Source organism: Bacillus sp. HY001 (genome assembly GCF_007558965.1).
GTDB classification, from domain to species: Bacteria; Bacillota; Bacilli; order Bacillales; family Bacillaceae_G; genus Bacillus_A; species Bacillus_A mobilis.
In genome coordinates this window covers 77,448-99,191 of sequence record NZ_VLTE01000003.1, presented here as the reverse complement: position 1 = coordinate 99,191, position 21,744 = coordinate 77,448, and the positions used below count along the sequence as shown (strand labels likewise).

Annotated in this window: 25 protein-coding genes; 4 read left to right on the top strand and 21 right to left on the bottom strand. The window is 36.3% G+C overall.

Annotated features, from left to right (window positions below; translation table 11 throughout):
• Nucleotides 1-114: 114 nt before the first annotated feature.
• From FOT98_RS01800 to FOT98_RS01775, 5 genes are all read right to left on the bottom strand, one after another.
• Complete coding sequence (locus FOT98_RS01800; protein WP_063263508.1) at nucleotides 115-1,317, bottom strand: MFS transporter; 1,203 nt, start codon at nucleotides 1,315-1,317, stop codon at nucleotides 115-117.
• Between the two features lie 211 nt (nucleotides 1,318-1,528).
• Nucleotides 1,529-2,107, bottom strand: a complete 579-nt coding sequence (locus FOT98_RS01795; RefSeq protein ID WP_063263507.1) for a TetR/AcrR family transcriptional regulator — start codon at nucleotides 2,105-2,107, stop codon at nucleotides 1,529-1,531.
• Nucleotides 2,108-2,236: 129 nt separating this feature from the next.
• On the bottom strand, nucleotides 2,237-2,551 hold the full coding sequence (locus FOT98_RS01790; protein ID WP_000539674.1) for a DMT family transporter: 315 nt from the start codon (nucleotides 2,549-2,551) through the stop codon (nucleotides 2,237-2,239).
• Nucleotides 2,552-2,553: 2 nt separating this feature from the next.
• Complete coding sequence (locus tag FOT98_RS01785) at nucleotides 2,554-2,898, bottom strand: DMT family transporter (RefSeq protein ID WP_000796013.1); 345 nt, start codon at nucleotides 2,896-2,898, stop codon at nucleotides 2,554-2,556.
• 1,124 nt (nucleotides 2,899-4,022) lie between these two features.
• The gene (locus FOT98_RS01775) at nucleotides 4,023-4,382 is read right to left on the bottom strand and encodes a MerR family transcriptional regulator (protein ID WP_061677862.1); all 360 of its coding nucleotides are present in this window, start codon (nucleotides 4,380-4,382) and stop codon (nucleotides 4,023-4,025) included.
• A 137-nt stretch (nucleotides 4,383-4,519) separates the two neighbouring features.
• Here FOT98_RS01775 and FOT98_RS01770 point away from each other — a divergent pair, with 137 nt between their 5' ends.
• Nucleotides 4,520-5,290 (top strand): SDR family NAD(P)-dependent oxidoreductase, encoded by a 771-nt coding sequence (locus tag FOT98_RS01770; RefSeq protein ID WP_063263506.1) that lies wholly within the window; start codon nucleotides 4,520-4,522, stop codon nucleotides 5,288-5,290.
• Nucleotides 5,291-5,356: 66 nt separating this feature from the next.
• Here FOT98_RS01770 and FOT98_RS01765 read toward each other — a convergent pair whose 3' ends face one another.
• Together FOT98_RS01765 and FOT98_RS01760 are read right to left on the bottom strand one after the other, a co-directional pair.
• The gene (locus FOT98_RS01765; protein ID WP_063263505.1) at nucleotides 5,357-5,812 is read right to left on the bottom strand and encodes an N-acetyltransferase; all 456 of its coding nucleotides are present in this window, start codon (nucleotides 5,810-5,812) and stop codon (nucleotides 5,357-5,359) included.
• Between the two features lie 128 nt (nucleotides 5,813-5,940).
• On the bottom strand, nucleotides 5,941-6,435 hold the full coding sequence (locus FOT98_RS01760; RefSeq protein ID WP_063263504.1) for an Lrp/AsnC family transcriptional regulator: 495 nt from the start codon (nucleotides 6,433-6,435) through the stop codon (nucleotides 5,941-5,943).
• Between the two features lie 204 nt (nucleotides 6,436-6,639).
• On the opposite strand from FOT98_RS01760, the gene FOT98_RS01755 reads away from it, so the two are divergent.
• Entirely contained in the window at nucleotides 6,640-7,551 is a 912-nt protein-coding gene (locus FOT98_RS01755) for a DMT family transporter (RefSeq protein ID WP_063263503.1), read from the top strand.
• A 33-nt stretch (nucleotides 7,552-7,584) separates the two neighbouring features.
• Here the strand turns inward: FOT98_RS01755 and FOT98_RS01750 are convergent, their stop codons facing one another.
• The 9 genes from FOT98_RS01750 to FOT98_RS01705 all read right to left on the bottom strand — a co-directional run bounded on the left by FOT98_RS01750 (nucleotide 7,585) and on the right by FOT98_RS01705 (nucleotide 15,433).
• A complete protein-coding gene (locus FOT98_RS01750) occupies nucleotides 7,585-8,067 on the bottom strand; it encodes a PRK06770 family protein (RefSeq protein ID WP_063263502.1) in 483 nt (160 codons plus the stop codon).
• An 87-nt stretch (nucleotides 8,068-8,154) separates the two neighbouring features.
• Nucleotides 8,155-8,556, bottom strand: a complete 402-nt coding sequence (locus FOT98_RS01745) for a nuclear transport factor 2 family protein (RefSeq protein ID WP_063263501.1) — start codon at nucleotides 8,554-8,556, stop codon at nucleotides 8,155-8,157.
• Between the two features lie 156 nt (nucleotides 8,557-8,712).
• A complete protein-coding gene (locus tag FOT98_RS01740; RefSeq protein ID WP_063263500.1) occupies nucleotides 8,713-9,117 on the bottom strand; it encodes a DoxX family protein in 405 nt (134 codons plus the stop codon).
• A 147-nt stretch (nucleotides 9,118-9,264) separates the two neighbouring features.
• Nucleotides 9,265-10,344, bottom strand: coding sequence for a DUF871 domain-containing protein (locus FOT98_RS01735; protein WP_063263499.1), 1,080 nt, complete (start codon nucleotides 10,342-10,344; stop codon nucleotides 9,265-9,267).
• A gap of 48 nt (nucleotides 10,345-10,392) precedes the next feature.
• Complete coding sequence (locus tag FOT98_RS01730; RefSeq protein WP_063263498.1) at nucleotides 10,393-11,757, bottom strand: PTS transporter subunit EIIC; 1,365 nt, start codon at nucleotides 11,755-11,757, stop codon at nucleotides 10,393-10,395.
• 24 nt (nucleotides 11,758-11,781) lie between these two features.
• The gene (gene murQ / locus FOT98_RS01725; RefSeq protein WP_063263497.1) at nucleotides 11,782-12,666 is read right to left on the bottom strand and encodes an N-acetylmuramic acid 6-phosphate etherase; all 885 of its coding nucleotides are present in this window, start codon (nucleotides 12,664-12,666) and stop codon (nucleotides 11,782-11,784) included.
• A gap of 302 nt (nucleotides 12,667-12,968) precedes the next feature.
• Nucleotides 12,969-13,832 (bottom strand): MurR/RpiR family transcriptional regulator, encoded by an 864-nt coding sequence (locus FOT98_RS01715; protein WP_063263496.1) that lies wholly within the window; start codon nucleotides 13,830-13,832, stop codon nucleotides 12,969-12,971.
• 17 nt (nucleotides 13,833-13,849) lie between these two features.
• Nucleotides 13,850-14,179 (bottom strand): hypothetical protein, encoded by a 330-nt coding sequence (locus FOT98_RS01710; protein ID WP_061677852.1) that lies wholly within the window; start codon nucleotides 14,177-14,179, stop codon nucleotides 13,850-13,852.
• A gap of 126 nt (nucleotides 14,180-14,305) precedes the next feature.
• Nucleotides 14,306-15,433, bottom strand: coding sequence for a cation:proton antiporter (locus FOT98_RS01705; RefSeq protein ID WP_033656291.1), 1,128 nt, complete (start codon nucleotides 15,431-15,433; stop codon nucleotides 14,306-14,308).
• A gap of 259 nt (nucleotides 15,434-15,692) precedes the next feature.
• On the opposite strand from FOT98_RS01705, the gene bcaP reads away from it, so the two are divergent.
• Entirely contained in the window at nucleotides 15,693-17,096 is a 1,404-nt protein-coding gene (gene bcaP / locus FOT98_RS01700; protein ID WP_063263495.1) for a branched-chain amino acid transporter BcaP, read from the top strand.
• Nucleotides 17,097-17,124: 28 nt separating this feature from the next.
• Here the strand turns inward: bcaP and FOT98_RS32185 are convergent, their stop codons facing one another.
• From FOT98_RS32185 to FOT98_RS01690, 3 genes are all read right to left on the bottom strand, one after another.
• Entirely contained in the window at nucleotides 17,125-17,295 is a 171-nt protein-coding gene (locus FOT98_RS32185) for a hypothetical protein (protein ID WP_080467861.1), read from the bottom strand.
• A gap of 12 nt (nucleotides 17,296-17,307) precedes the next feature.
• Complete coding sequence (locus FOT98_RS01695) at nucleotides 17,308-17,511, bottom strand: hypothetical protein (protein ID WP_000391503.1); 204 nt, start codon at nucleotides 17,509-17,511, stop codon at nucleotides 17,308-17,310.
• A gap of 79 nt (nucleotides 17,512-17,590) precedes the next feature.
• Nucleotides 17,591-20,053, bottom strand: coding sequence for a LamG-like jellyroll fold domain-containing protein (locus FOT98_RS01690; protein ID WP_063263494.1), 2,463 nt, complete (start codon nucleotides 20,051-20,053; stop codon nucleotides 17,591-17,593).
• A 307-nt stretch (nucleotides 20,054-20,360) separates the two neighbouring features.
• On the opposite strand from FOT98_RS01690, the gene FOT98_RS01685 reads away from it, so the two are divergent.
• A complete protein-coding gene (locus FOT98_RS01685) occupies nucleotides 20,361-20,828 on the top strand; it encodes an S-Ena type endospore appendage (RefSeq protein ID WP_061677848.1) in 468 nt (155 codons plus the stop codon).
• 101 nt (nucleotides 20,829-20,929) lie between these two features.
• On the opposite strand, the gene FOT98_RS01680 is transcribed toward FOT98_RS01685, so the two are convergent.
• Together FOT98_RS01680 and FOT98_RS01675 are read right to left on the bottom strand one after the other, a co-directional pair.
• Nucleotides 20,930-21,283, bottom strand: coding sequence for a DUF3992 domain-containing protein (locus tag FOT98_RS01680; RefSeq protein ID WP_000526010.1), 354 nt, complete (start codon nucleotides 21,281-21,283; stop codon nucleotides 20,930-20,932).
• A 16-nt stretch (nucleotides 21,284-21,299) separates the two neighbouring features.
• A complete protein-coding gene (locus FOT98_RS01675) occupies nucleotides 21,300-21,680 on the bottom strand; it encodes a DUF3992 domain-containing protein (RefSeq protein ID WP_048545698.1) in 381 nt (126 codons plus the stop codon).
• Between the last annotated feature and the right edge of the window lie 64 nt (nucleotides 21,681-21,744).

Below are 21,744 nucleotides of genomic sequence, written 5' to 3'. Positions count from 1 at the left end.
CTTGTTTTCAAACCAAAAACACCTCCATTGAATTTGCATACTTAGTATGCGAATTCAGGAGGTGTTTTTTTCATGTACCACTATTCGGGTTCACTTCAGTCGTAAGGGGTTTTATTACTTCGCAAAACTTTCAGCTAGCTGTTTCTCTCTCCACATAAATGTAATGCCGAGACCAACTATTAAGACAACTCCTGAAAATGCATATGGATAATGAATATTCATATCAAATAATATTCCGCCCATCGCTGGTCCTGCGATATTTCCTAAACTCGTATAAGTCGAGTTCATACCAGCAACGAATCCTTGCTCTTTTCCAGCTGCTTTTGATAAAAACGTCGTTAACGCTGGACGAAGTAAATCAAACGCTAGGAAAATGAAGCAAGTAACGAGAAGTACAATCCAATAATTAAAGACTACAGTTGAAACGAATGCTAATACTGCACCTACAATTAAACATATTTGAATCAACATTTTTTCACCGAACATGTCGACCAATTTGCCAAACATAAATACTTGCACAACTACCCCAAAGATGGAGCTAATCGTAATAATTGCGGCAATATCTTTCGGTGTAAATCCAAACTTATGATCAGAAAATAAACTAAACACAGTTTCATACGCCGATAATCCGAATGCGAGTACAAATACAATAATAAATGCAATTGCATACATTGGATGTAATGATTTCTTTAAATCACCAATAAAACTTGATTCTTTCGTGTTAGCAGAAATCTCTGCAAGCTCTTCTTTCGTTAACGGCTCTTTCAAAATAAAGATCGAAATTACACATGCTATAAAGGCAATTGCTGCTGCAACGAAGAATGGCACACGTATACCGTATTCTGCAATAAATCCACCAATTCCTGGCCCTATAATAAATCCAGTACTAATTGCCGCAGATAAATATCCCATCGCCTTTGGACGTTCTTGCATAGAGGTAATATCCGCAACATATGCCGTAACACCAGGCATAATAAACGCAGCACTAATTCCGCCTAACACTCGTGCTACATAAAGCATCCACACATCTTTTCCTAATCCAAAAAGAAGTTCTGAAACACCAAAAATAAATAATCCAATGATGATCATTTTCTTCCTGCCGTAAAGATCAACCCACCGGCCTGTAATAGGTGACGTAATGAGCTGAGCCATTGCAAACACTGCAACGAGATAACCCATCGTCTTCCCTGTTAAACTCATGTCATTCATAAAGGACGGCATAACCGGAATGATTAATCCAATCCCTAAAAAAGCGATAAATATATTACTCAAAAGAATGACCAATACCATCTTTTGTTCTTTTATCGGTTTCTTCACTTTTTAACACCTCTTCCCATTAGTTCCTCAAAAAAATAATGCCCAAGAAGCTTTTTCTTTATCCTGCTATTTGTGGGCTAATCATGAGTAGAGATGCCTCTACTCATTAGAATTTCACACTATCCTTCCACACATACATAAGCATTAGGTGAATGACTATCATTCAGTTTTCCTCAAAAATGAACCTACCTTTTCAGACAGGTTCATCTCACTATTTCTTTATATGTAGTGCATGTGTTAAAAAATCTAGTACTTCTGCCTTTTGTAGCTCGACTTGCTCATCATCTTTATGATCATATAAATAAACTTGTTCCGCTGCTGACTCAACAAGAGCAATAAATAACTTCGCTGTTCGCTCCGCATGAACCGAATCACGAATTTCACCAGCTTCTTTCGCCTCATTTAAAAACTCGCTTAGCCACATATAAAGAGGCTCATACACAGCTTCCCATTCTTTTATATGTTCTGTAGATGCAAGACCCGCATACATTAAAGCCTGTATTTCACGATATTCCGCTATAAAGTGAAACACCGCATCTATTACTTGCGTCACTTTATTTGAGAAAGGCGCATCGTTTTGCACTTTTTCTTTCACTGCAAGTATCATCTTTTCAACCATCACTTCTGCTATTGCAGGCATAACAGATAACTTAGAAGGAAAATATAAATAGAAAGTTCCTTGTGCAATGCCAGCTAATTTCACGATATCAGAAATCTTCGTTTTTTCAACGCCCTTTTCCTGAAACACTTCAATAGCTGCATAGACAATTTTCTCTTTTTTATTCATCATCTAAACCCTTTCAAACGCGTATTGAATGACTGTCACTCATTTTATAAAATAACTAGCTGTACTGTCAATTATCGTGTACTTTTTATAACAAAAATCTCCTAACGACTTGTTAGGAGATACAATATATTTTTACGACAGAGCCTTTAATCCTGTCACTCCGCATACAATAAGAGCCACACTAATGATACGTGCTTTACTTTTCGACTCACCGAACAGAAACATGTTTAATAAAACGGCACCTGCTGTTCCAATACCAATCCAAACCGCATACGCGACACTTACTTGTAAAAATAAGAAAGATGTATACAAGAATGCGAAGGATGTAGCAAACCCGCCTATATAAAGCGCACCATTTGCTAATGTTTTATCTTTACTATACATTTTTAGACCGATCACACCGACTATTTCACTAATTGCAGCACAAAATACGAAAAACCAACCCATCTTTAAGCAGCTCCTTCCATAGTTTCTTCTTTATTATCAGCTAGCTTTAAACCGATAACGCCAGCTACAACCATCACGATGAAGAATAACTTTCCTACACTGAAACTTCCTCCGAAAAGGAATACATCCATTAAGAAAGTACCTACCGTACCAGCTCCGGCAAAAATGGCATATACAGTTCCTGTCGCAAGATGTTCACACGCTTTAGAAAGGAAGTGAAAATCAACAGCAATAACTCCTAAAATAATAATCCAATGCCACCAAGTATCGGCCGTATTAAAACCAAACACCCAAAAAATTTCAAAGATACACGTTAATATGACATATAACCAAGCTCTATTTTTCATACCTCTCACCTCTTATGACTGACTATCAGTCATTTTTGTTTTAAAAATATTCTCTTTCATCACTACTATATATAAACAACTATCATCCTCATTTACCATTGTATTTGTTTCGTTTCTAAGCTAACTACATCCTGCCACAGAAAAAATGACTGAATGTCATTCATTAATATTGTACATGAATATTTTAAAAGCTGTCAATGCCGAAAGTTTATTTAAAATTTATTTCATCCGATTTGTATATTTCCTAATAATCCGTCAATACTGCTAGTAACATAATATTTTCTCCACTCCCCCTTGGAGAGATCCCTTTCATAGAGCAGTTAGCGTTTGCTAGCTGCTCTTTTTATTTTTCATCTTTCATAATCCAATTCAATCGCATGTTCACTTGATCCAAAATAGAGTAAAACTTTAATCAGTGGGGGTCTTACTGCTGCCCATTAAAGCGGGATAAATATTTGCTTTTGCAACACTATCACGATATTCCCCACTATGAATTGCCGAAAAGTCATTTCAGATTCGTTTTAAATCTGATTTTCTTCATTCTAAATCAGTAATAAGTTATTTGACTTATTCAGATTTTAAGCTGCACATCCTTTTCTACAAAATAGCATTTTCATTCAATTATCATTGCACTTTTTTGTTCTACAATTCGATATGCAATATTTCATATTTCATTATCGCAATATCACTTTATTAACCATCATTTTATATAAACGAGTTCCTATTACGCGTTAAATCAACATTTGTAATTTAATTCCTTATTTAAATCATCTGGTTTTTATTTTTAAACACTATATTCGGATAATTATATTGGAATTTCTTGTTCTACACATTCAAATACATCTTGTGTATTATGTAGGAGAAGAGTAATTAAAAGACTTACTCTTTGCTATTGAGGGAAGAGCCTGAGAGCCATATCAGGCTCTTCTTTATGTATGTATCTTGTATATTAAGGTGCGATTTCCAGTAGATAAAGTGAAACTTTAATCAGTGGGGGGTTTCTTCATCCCCAACTGATTAAAGTTTCACGTCCAATTTACCGAGTAGTTAGCGTTTGCTAACTACTCTTTTTTATTTGCCAACACACTATAAGATCAAACCCATTTTCATCATATATATGTTTTCTATTTATTTTCCAAAGAGGCCTTGTATGCAATAATCTTATTCTCAAGCATCTTTTCTGTAATGACTAAGTTTTCTCTTTGCATCTGAATAGATTTCCTATGATCTTCTAGGAGCTGTAAACGAGCTTCAGTTGTATGCTCCCCTTCTAAATATAACCTAGCATATTCTCTTATTTTCGCTATCGGCATTTGCGTTTGTTTTAATTTCATGACAAACTGCAACCACTTTATATGTGACTCTTCATAAAGTCGATTCCCATTTGTATCGCGATTTGCAATTAATATATTTTCCTTTTCATAATAACGTAGTGTATGTGTACTCACTCCTATTAATTTAGCCACCTCGCTAATTGTGTACATACTCTAACTCCCTCCACATGCTTATCCTCGTATATTTTATAGCCTTATCAAATTAATAAAAAACATTTGACTTAGAGTATACTCTAACAAATAAAATCTAACCATAATACATTTATTTGAACTTAGGGGGATTTTATATGAAATACACTGTTATAACTGGTGCTAGTTCTGGAATTGGCTATGAATCGGCTTTAGCCTTTGCATCTCGTGGAAAGAACTTAATACTTGTCGCTCGAAGACAAGAAGAATTAGACGGATTAAAATTAAAAATTAACGAAATGAATCCAGAATTGGATGTTGTTATTCGAAGAACTGATTTATCTATCACGGAGAATGTTTATAAGCTTTATGAAAGCCTACAATCCTTTCAAATTGAAACGTGGATTAACAACGCAGGGTTTGGTAATTTCGCCTCAATTGCTGAACAAAATTTAAATAAAATTGAAACGATGTTACATGTAAATATAGAAGCATTAACAATACTCTCTTCTCTTTTCGTTCGAGATTATTCCATGGTTGATGGCACACAACTTATTAACGTTTCATCAGGCGGTGGATACACAATTGTTGCTGATGCTGTTACGTATTGCGCTACGAAATTCTACGTAAGTGCATTTACAGAAGGTTTATCTCACGAATTGAAAGAACAAGGTGCAAAACTACAAGCAAAGGTTTTAGCACCTGGTGCAACTGAAACAGAATTTGCAAAACGTTCATTTGATATTGATGAGTTCCAATACGATAATGTTGTACCGAAATTCCACACCGCAAAACAAATGGCACAATTTATGCTTGATCTTTACGACAGTGATAAAGTTGTAGGACTTGTCGATGGTTATACTTATAACTATGAGCTTAAAAATCCCATTTTTAATTTTGCTGTAAGAAAAACGAATTCAAACTCTTAATTCCCCTAAAATATAGAGTCCCACTATTACGTAAATAATAGTGGGACTTTTTTCTTTCTGAAAATTTCACCCAACATACCGAATCATCGCCACCTCATCACAATAATCAACCTTTGGACAATGTCTACAATCAATCCATACTTTCTCTGGTAACGCCTCTCTATTCACAAAATCAAAACCGCACTTTTGAAAAAATTCCGTTTCATATGTTAAAGAAATAACTCTACTCACTTTTATTTTCGCCGCCTCATTGATTACATGGTTCACTAACATGCGCCCGATTCCTTTTCCTGCATATGTATGTGAAACGACTAATGACCGAACTTCTGCAAGGTCCTCCCCTAACACATGTAAACCAGCAACTCCAACAATTTCTTCCCCTTCTTTCATAACATATAAACATTGCAAATATTGATAGAGAGACAAAAGCGAACGCGGTAAAACCACTCCCTCTTTTGCATAAGCTTCAATGAGACTATAAATTTCTTTCACATCACTCGTAACTGCATTAAAGATTTTCATATTCTATCCCCTTGCCACCGATATTAATATTTATAAGTACAATTGAATTTTAATACATAATTTTATATAATAATACATCTCTCCTTTCTCCCCGTCAATCACTTTATACAAACAAAAAACCGAGCAATCTAATCGATGCTCGGTTCTTCATTTCGTATCGGTAATACGGTCGAATATTTAATTTCACGAAGTGCTAAACTCGTCTGTATCCTTGTAATACCAACCTTATTCAGCTTTCTAATAAACTGCTCTAGTTCTTTACGATCACGATTTGCAACCTTTAATAAATAATCATACTCTCCTGTTAAGCAGTGACATTCTAACACTTCCGGCATCGATTCTAATTCTTTTTCCAACACGTCAAGTTTATCTGATTTATGAATATTTGTACTCATAAAAATGAAGCATAACAAATCAAAACCAAGCTTTTCTTGATTTAAAATGGCTACTTGCTTATCAATGAACCCTTCTCCATCTAATCTTTTTATTCTCGCATGCATCGCAGCTGGTGATAAGTTAACGCGTCGCGCAAGCTCTGCATTACTTACTTGAGACTCCTTCTGCAATATATCTAAAATTTGTACGTCTAAATCATCTAACACTTTAATAACAGACGACTCCATCAAAATTCCCCCTTTTTATTACCGATGATTATTCGAAAAAACACCTTATAATCTAAATAAAACTGAATATCTTTCCGTAAATAACATTCAAAACAAAATATTTTATCGACTTTTTTCCATTATACAAAAGAATATATTACATAATAAAGAAAAATGCTAAAATTATTTACAATTCAAATTGATTACAACAAAGGGGATTTTAGTATGCCTTATTTTTATGTCTTTTTACTATTACTAACAAGCTTATTATGGGGAGGAAATTTCGTCGTTGGGAAATCGCTCGTTGATCACGCGTCTCCGATGACACTTACAAGTTTAAGATGGATGATTGCGATTGTTTGTTTATTACCGATGGTTTGGTTTAAAGAAAAGAAAATCATTCCACCTCGTGCTGCGATACTTCCGTTAATACTTATGGGGATTTCAGGGGTCGCTCTTTTTAACATCTTTCAATTTCTAGCACTAGAAAAAACATCCGCAACGAATGTAGGGCTTATTTCTACATTAAATGCGATTTCCATTGCACTATTTTCAGTATTATTTCTAAAAGAAAAAGTAAATACACTTCAAATTCTATCCATGATTCTTTCATTCTTTGGGGTTATTCTTGTCCTATTAAAAGGTAACTTTGCACTTTTATTTTCACTACATTTTAATAGTGGCGATTTATGGATGCTTGCGGCTGTTTGTATTTGGGGCATGTATTCTGTTTGCAGTAAATGGGCAACAAAAACAACTACACCGCTCATGGCAACATTATACTCTGGTATTTTCGGTGTTATGTTATTACTGCCATTTAATATTGGGAGCTTCACTGTTACAAATATAAATACTTCCTTCATCACATCCCTTTTATATACAGGGCTTATTTCAACGGTTCTTTGTATGGTGTTTTGGAATATTGGCGTACAAAAATTAGGAGCTACGACATCCGGTATTTTTCTAAATTTCAATCCGATTTTCACAGCTATTTTAGCATTCCTTTTCCTCGGTGAAGAACTAACGTGGATACAAATTTTCGGGACAATGATCGTTGTGACAGGATGTTATTTGTTTTCCCACTTCAAAACGGCTGCTGTTCAGCCAACTAGAGCTTTAATGCGGAAACATTCTTAACAAAAAAATATCGCCACCAAAGTGGCGATATTTTTATTTACCTTTCATTTCTTTCACATACTGCTTTTCTTCTTCTGGCGATAAACGTTCTGTTGCCTTTCCAGTATCACCACCTTGAATTTCCCACAAAAAGTTATGCTCCTCGACCGTTTGTGAAAAATCACCTTTCTCCCAGCGCTCTAAAGTGGCAAGTAGCTTTGATTTATATTTAAAATTTGTACTACTTTCTACCGCCTTCTTGGCACTAACAATTTCCTTATTTGTCATTTCAATAAATCCCCATTTTTCAGAGGATTTCACTTTTTGATGTACCATCCTATGCATGGTAGAAATAATTTCATCCTCACTAAACTGTGGCTTCTCTTCCGCAACTTTCTTATCCTGTTGGCTCATCACTTTTTGTGTTTTAAGACTCTTCTCCTCTTCCTCTATATAATTAAGCAGTTTAGTAACACCGAATACAGCTCCTATCGCAATTACAATCATTGTAATTGCCCCTATTATCCATTTTTTCATATTATGTACTCCCCATTCCCCTAATAATCACATAAACAAATGGAATCGCCTGCGCACAGCCGATTCCATTTGTTTCCTTATTTCATTTTAAACCTTCATCGCTTCTCGTACAATATAACTATCCACATATTGCTTGAATTTTATGATTTTTCCGTTTTCCAGCTGCCATACGTGAACAAAATCTGCTTCAAATGATTTTCCCGTTTCTTTATAAACTCCTGAATAAACACCTTCCGCAATAATTACATCTTTTCCGTTTACTTCATGGTACATATTTACACTCGCTTTATAATCATCCCATTCTGATCCTAATCGGCTAAATACATTTTTCATTATTGCTTCCAAACCTATATAAGTTCCCCCATACGGGAATCCTTCTGCCTCTGTCCATTCTACTTTTTCAGAGAGGGCTTCTGCTAAATGTTTTGCATTCGAAGAAGCTGATCCTTCATATGTACTTCGAATAATTTCTAAATTTGATTTAGGCATGTTACTTCCTCCCATTCTATTTATTTTTCGCACAAGGTGTAACCAATATCGTTACACCTTGTGCGAAAAAAATTTTTAAATTGTTTTATTCTTAATCTACACGTTGTAATCATTATAGTTACAATGATGATTCAAGTCAACAATTTATAAATAAGTTTACTTCGTTTTCATTACTTTCTCTTTTAAGAAACGATCTATATATCCTTCTGCTTTTACAACGAATAAATACGCACCCATTGCTAGTAATGCAAGATCTAATTCATATCCTGGATTCTTTCCATCTCCTAATAAACCTGCTGCTCCATTTACCTTTACAATAGCTCCAGCTAAAATAAGTGCAAATAACAATCCTACATATTTTACGCCTAAACCGATAATTAATAAGATGCCACCAACTAATTCCACAGTTGCCACGCCATATGCAAGACCGCCTGGTAAGCCGATGCTTGTAAACCATCCTGCTACGTTATCGATACCTGATTGAAACTTCGCTAAACCGTGCGCAAAGAATGTCACTCCTAACACGATGCGAATAATTAAATTCCCAATATATTGGTTCATTTTGAACTCTCCTTTTTGTTTTGTTATGGTGAACTTTTATTTACAAGTCAAAACAATACGTTATTTCATTTCATTCGTCAAATACTTTTTTAAAGAAAACAAAAAACATTATCCCATTTACGGATAATGTTTTCTTACAAAATAGCGCTAATTCAGGCTTTTACTCTCGATCACACAAAAAAGTTGAAACATTTTTCCAGCGCCAACATACGACAATAAAGACAAGTCCTCTTCGACAACCATTCCAACAACATTCACTTTTTCATCTTGAGGCAAATCATGTTTGGCAACTTGCATCTCCCCAGCATATCTACCATACAATTCATTATCAATTGTAATGCTACCTTTCTTTCTTACAATGGTAGGTATCGGCTGTACAATCACCTTGTTTTCTTCTCGTGATTCTACAGAGCGAATGACATCACGAGCTGGATCTAGTCTATTTGTATGCACTTGTTCTACCATTTTTAATACTTCACTTTTCTCTATCAACGGCTCATACCGCAGTGGAATAATTCCTCTGCTCGCACTCGCTATCTCTTGTACACTTTCTACACTCCCGCTTATATCCCCAATTAACACCTTATCGACACCACAATCTTGTACAAGTTCTAAGTACGCTTCAAGTGGGCGCATATTACGGTGCTTTTCTAACGTTGGTAAGCCTTCATATAGCGGACCACGTTTTTCACCGTCTCCCGGAATAAATGCCATCGTTTTTATTCCGCACTCATGTAAGTATTCGTTTTGTTTTTGTAAGAAAGACTTTGCTAGTCCTGTTTCTGGACGCGGATAAAAATTATGCCATGCTTCAACATTCTCTACCTGTATCTTTTCAGTGATTAGCTCTTTCCAAAATGAATCTGTAATCGTACTCGCATTTAAAGCTACTTTCATTTTATGAGATACGCGTGCGATTTCTTTCGGCGCAATGCCATAGTCCATTCGTAAACCAGTAATGCCCCAGTTTACTAACTCTTCGACATTTTCGTACGTCATACCTAAATGGTGTAACGATTTTGGAGAAACATCAACCATTAATTCCATTTTATTTTCGAGAGCTTGCTTCCCAAGTATTTGAATTAACTCTTTATACGTATTTGGATCATCCTCTGGTATATGAAGTGATGTAAAAATAGATGAAAATCCGTTTTCCTTCGCTACTTTTAGCCACTCTTCTTGTTTCTTTACTCGTTCTTTTGCAAGATAAATTGAAACTCCTATCATATGAATCTCCCTTTCTATGAATAGAAAAAGAGAAAGGAATCCCTTTCTCTATATGTTTTCTGCCATTTCTTCCTTAAATCCGAAGAAGTACGTAAAGATGAATCCGAACGTATATGCCACTACTAATCCAAGGAAATATAATAAATATTTATTATCAGCAATTAACGGAATTAATGATAATCCTGATACGCCAATTCCGAGTGCGGCTGTTTTCATAACTGCTTGGAATGCACCGCCAACTGCCGCTCCTAAACAAGCTGTAAGAAACGGTTTCCCAAGTGGTAATGTAACCCCGTATAATAATGGTTCGCCAATTCCTAAAAAACCAACTGGTAATGCACCTTTAATTACGTTACGAAGTCGTTTGTTTTTTGTTTTTACAAAAATCGCAATCGCCGCTCCTACTTGCCCAGCACCTGCCATTGCTAGTACTGGTAATAAAGGCGTTACGTGCGTTTGATTAATAAACTCCATATGAATTGGTGTTAAACCGTGATGTAATCCGACCATAACGAGCGGTAAAAATGTTCCAGCAAGCACTGCTCCTGCAAACGCTCCGCCAATACTTAAAATACCGTTAATCCCGCTTGTAATTCCTTCAGATAAGAAACCTGCTACCGGCTGAATCGCTAACATCGTTACGATACTTACTACTAATACAGTAATGAGTGGTGTCACGATAATATCGACTGCATTTGGCACTGCTTTTCGAACTTGTCTTTCCACTACAACCATAAGCCATGCTGCAAAAATAACTGCAAACAATCCGCCCCGTCCGGGTACGAGCGCTTCACCGAATAACTTTACATTCGCCATCGCTGGGTTAAAAATTAAAATACCAGCAATTGCCCCAAGAACGGGTGTCCCGCCAAATTCTTTCGCTGTATTCCAGCCGACTAAAATTCCTAAGAATGTAAAGATACCGCCACCAATGAGTAGTAGCATTTGTAGCCACGTTGCATTCGGATCAGCACCTGCGTTTTTCGCAAAGTTAGCAACCCCGTTTATAATTCCTGACGCAACAAGACCTGGAATTAACGGAATGAAAATACTTCCTATTTTTCGTAAAAAGTTTTTCACTGGCGTATTATTTTTCTTCTTCCTCTCTGACTTCATCTCTTGCCCAAGATCTTCAAGGTGATGATCTGCCACCTCACCAATTCGCAGTCCCGTTAAACCTTCCATTTCAGCTGCTACTTTATTTACTGTCCCTGGTCCAACAACAACTTGAAGCGTCTCATCTTCAATAACGCCCATAACCCCTTCAACCTTTTTCAAAAGGTCCATATTCACTTTACTTTCATCATGAAGCGTTAATCGTAGTCTCGTCATACAATGAGCAATGCCACGAATATTCTTTACTCCCCCAAGTTGCTCTGAAATTTCTCTGGCCATTCTCTCTTCTTTCTTCATAATAGAATCCCCCTCCCTATTACTTTATAATGCCTTCTTCACAAACCCTTTCGCTTCTTTTAATTTCTTCAATGCTTCCCCATACTCACACTGCAATAACACCATAACAATCGCAGCTTTCACATTACGTTCTGCTTTTTCATAATACTCCGCTGCTACTTCATAACTAACCCCTGTTGCTTCCACAATAATTCGTTTTGATCGTTCTACTAATTTTTCATTTGTAGATTGAACATCTACCATTAAGTTTTTATATACTTTCCCAACACCAATCATAGAAGCTGTTGAAATCATATTCAGCACTAATTTTTGCGCTGTACCAGCTTTCAAACGTGTTGAGCCTGTTAAAATTTCTGCGCCTGTTTCTACTTCCACATTTAATTTTGCATATTTACTTATTTCAGCATTTTTATTACAGGAGACACTAGCTGTACTCGCTCCCACGCTATGTGCGTATTTCAAGCCGCCAATTACATAAGGAGTTCGACCACTTGCCGCAATTCCAATCACTGTATCTTTCTCGTTTAATCCAATACTTTTTAAATCTTCTTCTGCTAACTCTTCGCGATCTTCGGCACCTTCCACTGCCTTGGTAAACGCTTTCAATCCACCTGCTATAAATCCTTGCACCATTTTATCATCTGTGCCAAATGTCGGCGGACATTCCACCGCATCCAAAATACCTAAACGGCCACTCGTACCAGCCCCAATGTAAATTAATCGGCCTTCATCTTCAAAGGATTTAATGACAATCTGTACAACCTTTTCAATTTCTTCTATTTCATTTTCAACTGCTAATGCAACAGTTCGATCTTCTTCATTCATACTTTGCAACACTTCTTTTATGCTCATCTCATCTAAATTCATCGTCTTCTCATTCCGATGTTCTGTCGATAAATTTTCTAACATATTACCACCCTCTTTGAAATTTAATTTCATACTTTTATTATAACTTTAAGAAATTTAAAATCAATATTACTTTATTATTTTATGAAATTTTATTTCTCTTCATGACAAATTTATCCCACTTTAACTGGCAGTAAGACCCCCACCTCAAATTCAGCGAAAGCAAAAAAGATAGGTGGGGGTCGGGCTGCCTGTAAAAGTCCGATTGGTGAGGGCTAATAATAATTGGGGGATGAACAAAACCCCCAATTATTAAAGTTTCACTTTATGTCAGTATACAAAAAAAGATGGGTTTCCCCATCTTTTCATTTTAACTTCCGTAACCGCAGAGCTTCTTCTCTTGTCTCCATAAATTGATCCAACACTTTATTACCAATACGATTAAACGTAATCACATATAAAGCATCAATCATATTGAGTTGTGTCATTCTCGAAGCAATACTTGCAATACGATGATCTTGTTCTACATCTGGCATACACAGTCGAATATCCGCCTCTTTATATAACGGTGAGGATTGATCGAGCTTCGTAATCGCAATAACAGTTGCGCCCTGTCTCTTCGCATACTGCGCCATTTCAAGTACATCTTTCGTACGACCAGATGTTGAAATCGCAACAAATATATCGCCCTCTTTTAAATTCGTCACAAGCGGCAACATCATATGAAAATCAGATAGCATCATCGCTGTAAATCCGAGCCTTGTAAATTTATAAGCCCCGTCCATCGCCGGAGTAGCTGATCCACCTACTCCGTAAAAGATAATTTTATCCGCATTTACAATAAGGTCCGCTGCTTTCTCAAGTTCCTTCTTATCTATAGCCGTCACGCTCGCCTCAATTGCAGCTTTATTCACATATGTAACTTTATTAAACAAATCGTACGGTCCATCTTCCGTATTCATCACTGAAAAATCGTTAATATTATAATCAGCAATCGTTAATTCACGAACGAGCGCGATTTTAAATGCTTTAAAGCTTCCGATTCCAATCGATTTACAAAAGCGAACAACACTCGCCTCACTTGCGCCTGCATTCGTTGACACTTCTTTCGTCGTTAAATTCGGAACAATTTCTGCATTCCCCATTATGTACATGGCAACCTTCTTTTCAGCTGGTGAAAATTGATCCATATTACATTCAATTTTAAATAGTAACGTTGAAGCTTTCACTATTTAACCTCCACTTCTTACGGTTGCTTATATTCTTTAATCTCATTTGTATCATATAAATAAAAACCATCATTACCAGGTGGATGGTGAACAATTACAGTTCGATCCCCTTTTTTATATGACGTTATTTCACCTTCAGATTGCTGTTTTTCCCATCCACGTATCCAAATTGCAAAGTCAGGTACAAAAGCAGTGTACTTATAGTCTTTCGGATTTTCGTCTTCTACGTAGGAAGAAAAAATAGAAACTGGAAAATCTTTCACTTTTGACTCTTTCCATGCAGTAAACGGTATACATAGTGCAATAAGTGTGATTACACCGATAACCTTTCCCTTCGTAATCTTCACACATTTTCTCCCCTCGACTTATCATATACGTAGATTTTACCATAATTACAACCTATTCACGCTATATGCCTATCGCTTTTTTCCAATAAAAAAAGAGCTTACCTACATCAGATAAGCTCTTCCTCTCTATACAAAATATTTCTTCAAAAGCGGCGGCGTAATAATCGTCGTCAATATAACAACAATAACAATCGCTGTGAAATTTTCTTTCGCCAATAAATTCGCTGTAAGTCCATTCGCTGCAATGATAAGCGCTACTTCACCACGTGATACCATTCCCGCACCGATACTAATTGAAGATTGAAGGTTGAACCCTGTTAATCTTGCTCCTAAACCTGATCCGATTAACTTTGTAAAAATCGCGATAAGCGTCATGATGATAATGAACCAAAGCTGACTTCCAATTCCTTGAAAGGTAATTTCCATTCCGATACTTACGAAGAACACTGGCACAAATATCGCATACGCAATCGGTTCAATTTTATGTTCTACTTCGTGCTTATACTCTGTTTGAGAAATGGCAATTCCGGCTGCAAATGCTCCGATAATACCTGCAATTCCCATCATTTCACTGTAATACGAAAAAGAGAAACAAATAATAAGAGCTGCACTAATTAATGCCTCAGTTACACGAAGCGGTACAAGCATTTTCATAATCCACGGAACAACTTTCCATGCAATAAAAACAATGCTGACAAAGAAAATAATTTTCTTTACGATAACAAGTGTTATATTCACATCTTGCGTTCCTAAAAAACTCATAACAAACGCTAATAAAATAACGACGATGACATCATCAAAGACGGCAGCACCTAAAATCGTTGTACTTTCTCTCGTATTCATTTTCCCTAAATCTCTTAGCGTTTGCACCGTAATACTAACTGACGTTGCGCAAAGTAATAATCCTAAAAAAATTGCATGAGATTGCATTAATCCAAACAGCAATCCTGTTACATAACCACCGATGAAAGGAAAAATAATTCCACCAGCCGCTACTGCAAATGATGATTTCAAATTCCGATTTAACTCTTCTAAATCTGTTTCAAGCCCTGCCATAAACATGAGTAGTAAAACACCAATCTCACTCAGTTCATCGATCAATTCAGAACTATTAATAATACCAAGTACAGCTGGACCGATAATAATACCGACAAGTAATTTACCAAGTACAGAAGGCTGGCCGAGTCTTACGCTAATATCGCCAGCTAATTTCGTACAAAGTAAAATGACAACAAGTTCAAAATAAAATAACATAGCATCTGCTCCTACTTTAACTTTAATGAGTGGGTCATTAACCCTCGTCCATTCCTGCCAGTAGTTTCCCCTATTTATTCGCATTTTATTTGTCACATTTTTATTTGACAAAATATTCTGAATTATAATAAAATTAATCCAGAATTTTTAAAAAACTACATACCATAACTGTACCTCCATTTACCCTATATACTCTTTTCTAGTGGGCTCATACTATATTCGCAGTTATGGAAATGAAAAAACGGGGGGAGAGTCCAAAGTGAAGTCATTATTACGAAAAAAACCGCTTAGTACTGAATCACCACGGCAGCTAGATAGAACATTAACGGCACTCGATTTAACATTTTTAGGAATTGGCGCCGTAATTGGAACAGGAATTTTTGTATTAACAGGTATTGTCGCAGCAAAACATTCTGGTCCTGGTATTATGCTATCATTCCTTATTGCTGCATTTACTTGTGCATGTGTAGCCTTTTGTTATGCCGAATTTGCTTCTTCGATTCCTGTCTCAGGAAGTGTGTATACTTATGCATACATGACAGTCGGAGAAGTCATCGCTTTCATCGTCGGCTGGTGTTTAATGCTCGAATATTTACTTGCAGTCGCAGCAGTCGCTGTCGGCTGGTCTGGCTATTTACAATCTTTACTACAAGGATTTAACATCCATCTGCCCGCCATAATCGCCTCGGCCCCTGGCGTAGGAAAAGGCGGCCTTATCGATTTACCGGCTGTTTGTATTTTACTACTCATTACAGGACTTTTAAGTTTTGGCATACACGAAAGCGCACGCATTAATAACATTATGGTTCTTATCAAGTTAGCTGTTATTATCGCCTTTATCGTAGCAGGCGCAAAATATGTAAAACCTGAAAATTGGACACCATTCATTCCTTTCGGATACGACGGTATCATTACCGGGGCTGCCACTGTATTCTTCGCCTTCTTAGGATTTGATGCAATCGCAACCGCTGCAGAAGAAACGAAAAAACCACAGCGCGATTTACCAATTGGCATTATCGGCTCCCTTCTTATTTGTACTGTTTTATACATGATTGTATCTTTCGTTTTAACAGGTATGGTCCCGTATACACAATTAGATGTTTCTGATCCAGTTGCGTTTGCCTTACATTTCGTTGGCGAAGATACAATTGCAGGACTACTCGCTGTTGGAGCGATGACTGGAATGACAACCGTCCTCTTAGTCGTTATGTATGGACAAGTTCGCGTTTCTTATGCGATGAGCCGCGACGGACTACTTCCAAAAGCGCTAGCACGTGTAAATAAAAGAGTAAAAGTCCCTTTATTAAACACATGGATCACTGGTGTTGTTGCCGCTTTATTAGCAGGACTTTTAGACTTACATTTACTAGCGAATTTAGTAAACATCGGCACGTTAACAGCATTCACATTCGTTTGCTGCGCGGTACTTATTTTACGAAAAACACACCCTGACTTAAAACGCGGATTCCGTGCACCTTTCGTACCTGTATTACCAGTTGTCGCGATTCTTTGCTGTTTATATTTAATGATTAATTTGTCTAAAACGACATGGATTAGCTTTATAGCTTGGCTTATAGTCGGCTTATGCTTCTATTTCTTCTACTCTAGAAAGCATAGTCATTTAGCTACTGAAAAAACAAATGATGAAGAGAAAAAAGCATAACAAAATAGCTCGCCGATAAAACGGCGAGCTATCTTTCTATATTCGTATGTTTTTTCGTTAACGATTGTAAAATGAAAAATATGCCGATGCAAGCTGTAAACGATGCCCAATTTCCTATTGGTGTAGAATATGTAAAAACGCCAATACCTACAAGCAATAAAAAAATAATCACCTGATATATAAGCTTCCACTTTTGCATATGTTCCCTCCTTTACTTCGTTCCCTTCTTTTTCTTCTTCCATGCATTTAAACTATCAAAGAAGAAATTAATAAATAACGTGCCTAAACCCGCTAATAAAAACGTCATTAAAAATAAAATCCATATACTTTTCTCTTTTAAGAAATAATATCCTACAAGGAGCACAACCGCGATCCATACATATTCAAGAATTCTTTTTAGCTTTTTCTCTTCCAAATTATTCGCTCCTTCATTCTATACTACTTTTAGTATAACAAAAAAGAAGCCTATCATGATAAGCTTCTTTTCCGTTCTCTTATTTGTTTATGCTTTTTTCAACGAGTGAAATCGCGTATTCCATCGTACGATTCATCGTTTCTACTTGTGCATCTTTTACTTTCGCATCTTTTAGCACAGATTCTGCCACTGTAATTTTTTGACTCAATGATTTCACTGAACCATCCGTTACATTTGCAGCTTGCGCTTTTTTCACTAACGCTTTTGCAGATTCAATATTGATTTGTAATTTTTCTTTCTGTGTTTTCGGTTGTTCTTCTGCCACTTTTGATTGTACAAATGTTACATTAGCTGTTTTTAATGCGTTATACGTTTGAACGATTTGCTCTCCAGTACTTCCTACATTTTCAAAAGTTTGCTTTGCAGTGTTATAGCTTTTCTCTAATTCTTGAAATGCTTCCTTTGAATATTGACCTGGCTTATCACCAAACTCATACGTTCCAGCTAACACTTCTTTTACTTTCCCAAGCTCTTCATATAAAGCGTTTACTTCTTCTAACTTTGTACGGTTAGAAAACTCATTATATGCTGCTAATACTTCTGAAGAACTTAACGCTTTACTATATAATTTCGCAAGCGCAATTTGTCCATTTAACGGAATACCACCATTCCCGTTGCTATCTGGATCTGCACCAAGTGCAAATGGTACGTTCGGGTGATATACTTTCCCTGTAGCTGGCTGGCTATTTACTTTTTTACCATCTACGTAAATGGCTACTTCACTTCCGTTATACGTTCCTGTTATATGATATGTTTTATTTGCTGCTAATTGAACCCCAACACGCTTATAGCTACCGCCAATATGAGCCCATAATTCAACATATCCACTTCCTGTAGACTCAAAACCAATTCCGCCGCTCTCTGTATTTTGTAAAATACCTTGCCCGCGGAGTTCATTCATTGAAAATACAGTTTCTAAAGTAAACGTATTTGCTACTTTCTCTTTTTGTGCTGCTGAAAACGGAAGATATCCAAATGTATTTGCTTTTCCATTTAGCTTCATAACATTCTTTTTCAATGCTTTATCATATTCAATAGTCACATTGCCCTTAACATCACCTTTTGTACCAAACGATGAATTGTCTTTAAATGTACCATCTGCAAAGTTCACATCAAAAACATCCGCTTTTGGTACTTTCACATTCGGGTCAATATTATCTTTTTTCGTAGTGATTTCTGCTGTTAACGGCTGTACACTTTCATTGCCGAATGAATCAATCGCAACGACTTCAAGTGTATATGTTTTCCCGCCATCTAGTCCTGCCAGTGTAAATGTTAGTTCTTTCGGCACTGGGTCACGATAAAACTCTGAGAATGCTAACAATTTATTTTTTATTTCTCCCGTTTGCTTATCTCTAGCTTGTACACGGTAAGAATGAACAAGAAGGTTGTCCAATGCTTGCATGAATGTTACTGTTGCTGCATTTTCAGTTACATTTGATACTGATAACTTTGCATCTTTTGCAAAATACGGCTTTTCTTTATCACGATCTTCTACATGTGTAAAAGTTTCTTTCTTTGATGGCAACTGAATTTTCCACGGTTCACCTGTCCAAGAATTCGTATGGAAATCACGACGATTAATTGTTACTTCTTTATCATCCACTTCTACTAATAAACCTTGACTTAATGTGCTAGCTCCTGGCGGGATAGTCCCTTGTACTTTACCACCTTCAACTTCCATATAACTTACAGAAGATGTACCAACTGATGTAAAGTCTTTTTGATGAATCGATCTTGGATCATCTAACGGATAGTGTGAATGGCCAGAAAATGTAATGACTTGTGGGTATTGTTTTAATACTTCATTAATTTTTGCGCTATCTTGCGTTCCCCATTCTTGGCTACCGTATACTGTATCTTTAATATGTTGGTGTAAAAATACGAAAATTGGTTTTTCTGGATCATCTTTTTGTGCCTTTGCCATTTCTTGTTTTAACCAATTAATTTGCTTGTCTGAATAATATCCGTGAGTTGTCCCATCCTCTGGAGACATAACAAGGAAGTGATACCCTTTCACCACTTTATGGTAGTAAATCGATTCCATTCCTGTTTTTTCTAAGAAACGCTTCTGTGCTCCCTCTACAGATAAACCGTTCCAATAATCATGGTTTCCTAGAGAATTCATTCGTACTGCATCTTTATTTGCATTTTCATTATATACTTGCATGAAACGATCATATTGCTGCACTGATCCTGTATCTGTGAAATCACCTACGATAACAAAAGCATCTTGCTTTGGTGCAAGCGTATTGAGCTGTTCAATCGCTCGTTTCCAGCGAAACGTATCATCCGTTCCACTATTTTTAATATGTACATCACTTACGACTGGAAAAACTATCTTCTTTTCACTTGGTGCCTTTTCTTGCTTCTTCTCTTCCGCCTTGACTGATGTACTCCACGGAAATGATACGAATGCTAATACAAAAACCATTAATAATCCAATAAGACCTCTTACTTTTCGTAAAGCTGTTCTTTCCACATGAATCCTCCTCATATAATAAATTAATTACACTGGTTATTGTATCGAACATATATTAACTTCATTTAAACTAAAAATGTATTTTGTTTAAATTTTGTAAATATACAGTCAATTTTATATTAAGTGCCACATTTACATAAAACAAGTACTTTTTGTCTAATAGAAAACTAATTTTCCCTATAAAAACTATTAAGAGATATGAGCCTATGAAACTATCACGATTTTATTTTTTTTGTCCATTCTTAACACATCGGCCATGCTGTTACATTTAATAATAATAAATACCTTTTTAAAAGGAGGGATTCCATTGAAACCCCATAAAAACATCGGTTGTTTTGCTCCTTTATCTATCATTTGTCAACCTATTTGTCCCTGTCCTCCTCCTATTCCGCCACCTGAAAGATGTGATGCTGAACTCATTACTAATGAATTTGCCGGGGATATTCTTATCTCCAATGATTTTATTCCAATTTCTCAAAAACAACTAAAACAAACTTACTCCACAGTAACCATTTGGAAAAACGATGGAGTTGTTTCATTATCTGGTACTATCTCCATATATAACAATAGAAATAGTACTTCTGCATTATCCGTCCAAATAATCGGTTCTACCACAAATATTTTTACAGTTTTACCCGGAAACACCATTTCATACACAGGGTTTGATTTACTATCTGTTTCTATTATTGATATTCCATTAGATCCTTCTATTTACATTGAAGGGCGCTATTGTTTCCAATTAACTTACTGTAAATCAAAGCGAGATTGCCTATAACCACAAAAACTATCCTTTTGAATCTAATCAAAAGACTACAAAAAAACGTGCAAACTAATAAATCGTTTGCACGTTTTTTAAAATTTAAAAATCTATATATACTAAGATAAAGTGTATCGAATTGTCATACAAAATTCCCCAGTTTCAGCAGCTGCTGTTCCAAGAATCGTTACAGTATCAAAACGACGAACTGTAAAAGATGCGCTACTTCCAGTGGCTACAACAATCGTTTCCAATGCAGTCCCTGCTATACCACCAGTATAAAACACAAGTGTAACAGGTCCAGTACCAGTATCTACCTTCAAATACCCCGATGCATAAATATCTTGAGAAATATTATCTGCATAAATTACTTCAGCTGCTGCTGATGCAGTCCAGTCAATACAAACTTTATCTTGAACAATCGTTTTTTGCGAACTTGCACAACATGAAAGATTAGTACTACAATTCCCCATCTTATTTTTCCCCTCTCTATGAAATTAAATAACGTGTAGTAATACAAAACTCTCCTTGGTAGGTTCCTAACGGAGTAGCTGGTGTCGTAATTTGAATAATATTAAAACGACGGAACGTAAACGCAATACTTGTTCCTTCAGAAACGGTAAATGATTGAATCGTTCCTCCGCCCGAATCGAGCACTGCCACTGTAATTTGGTTTGCAGGGCTCACACCCGGCCCGACATCATAAGTTAAATAACCTGTTCCAACGATGTTTTGATTCACATTATTCGCATACACAGTAAATGTACTAGCAGCGGCACTAGACCATGAATTACATACTTTATCTTGGACGAAGTTACTACTATTATCCGAACAACACGTTAAAACTGTTCCTGAGCACTCACAAGCCATAGTCTTTCCCTTCTTTCTTTTTTATTCCTTATATGTGTATGTCCTTCAGAGTCTTTTGCCTGTA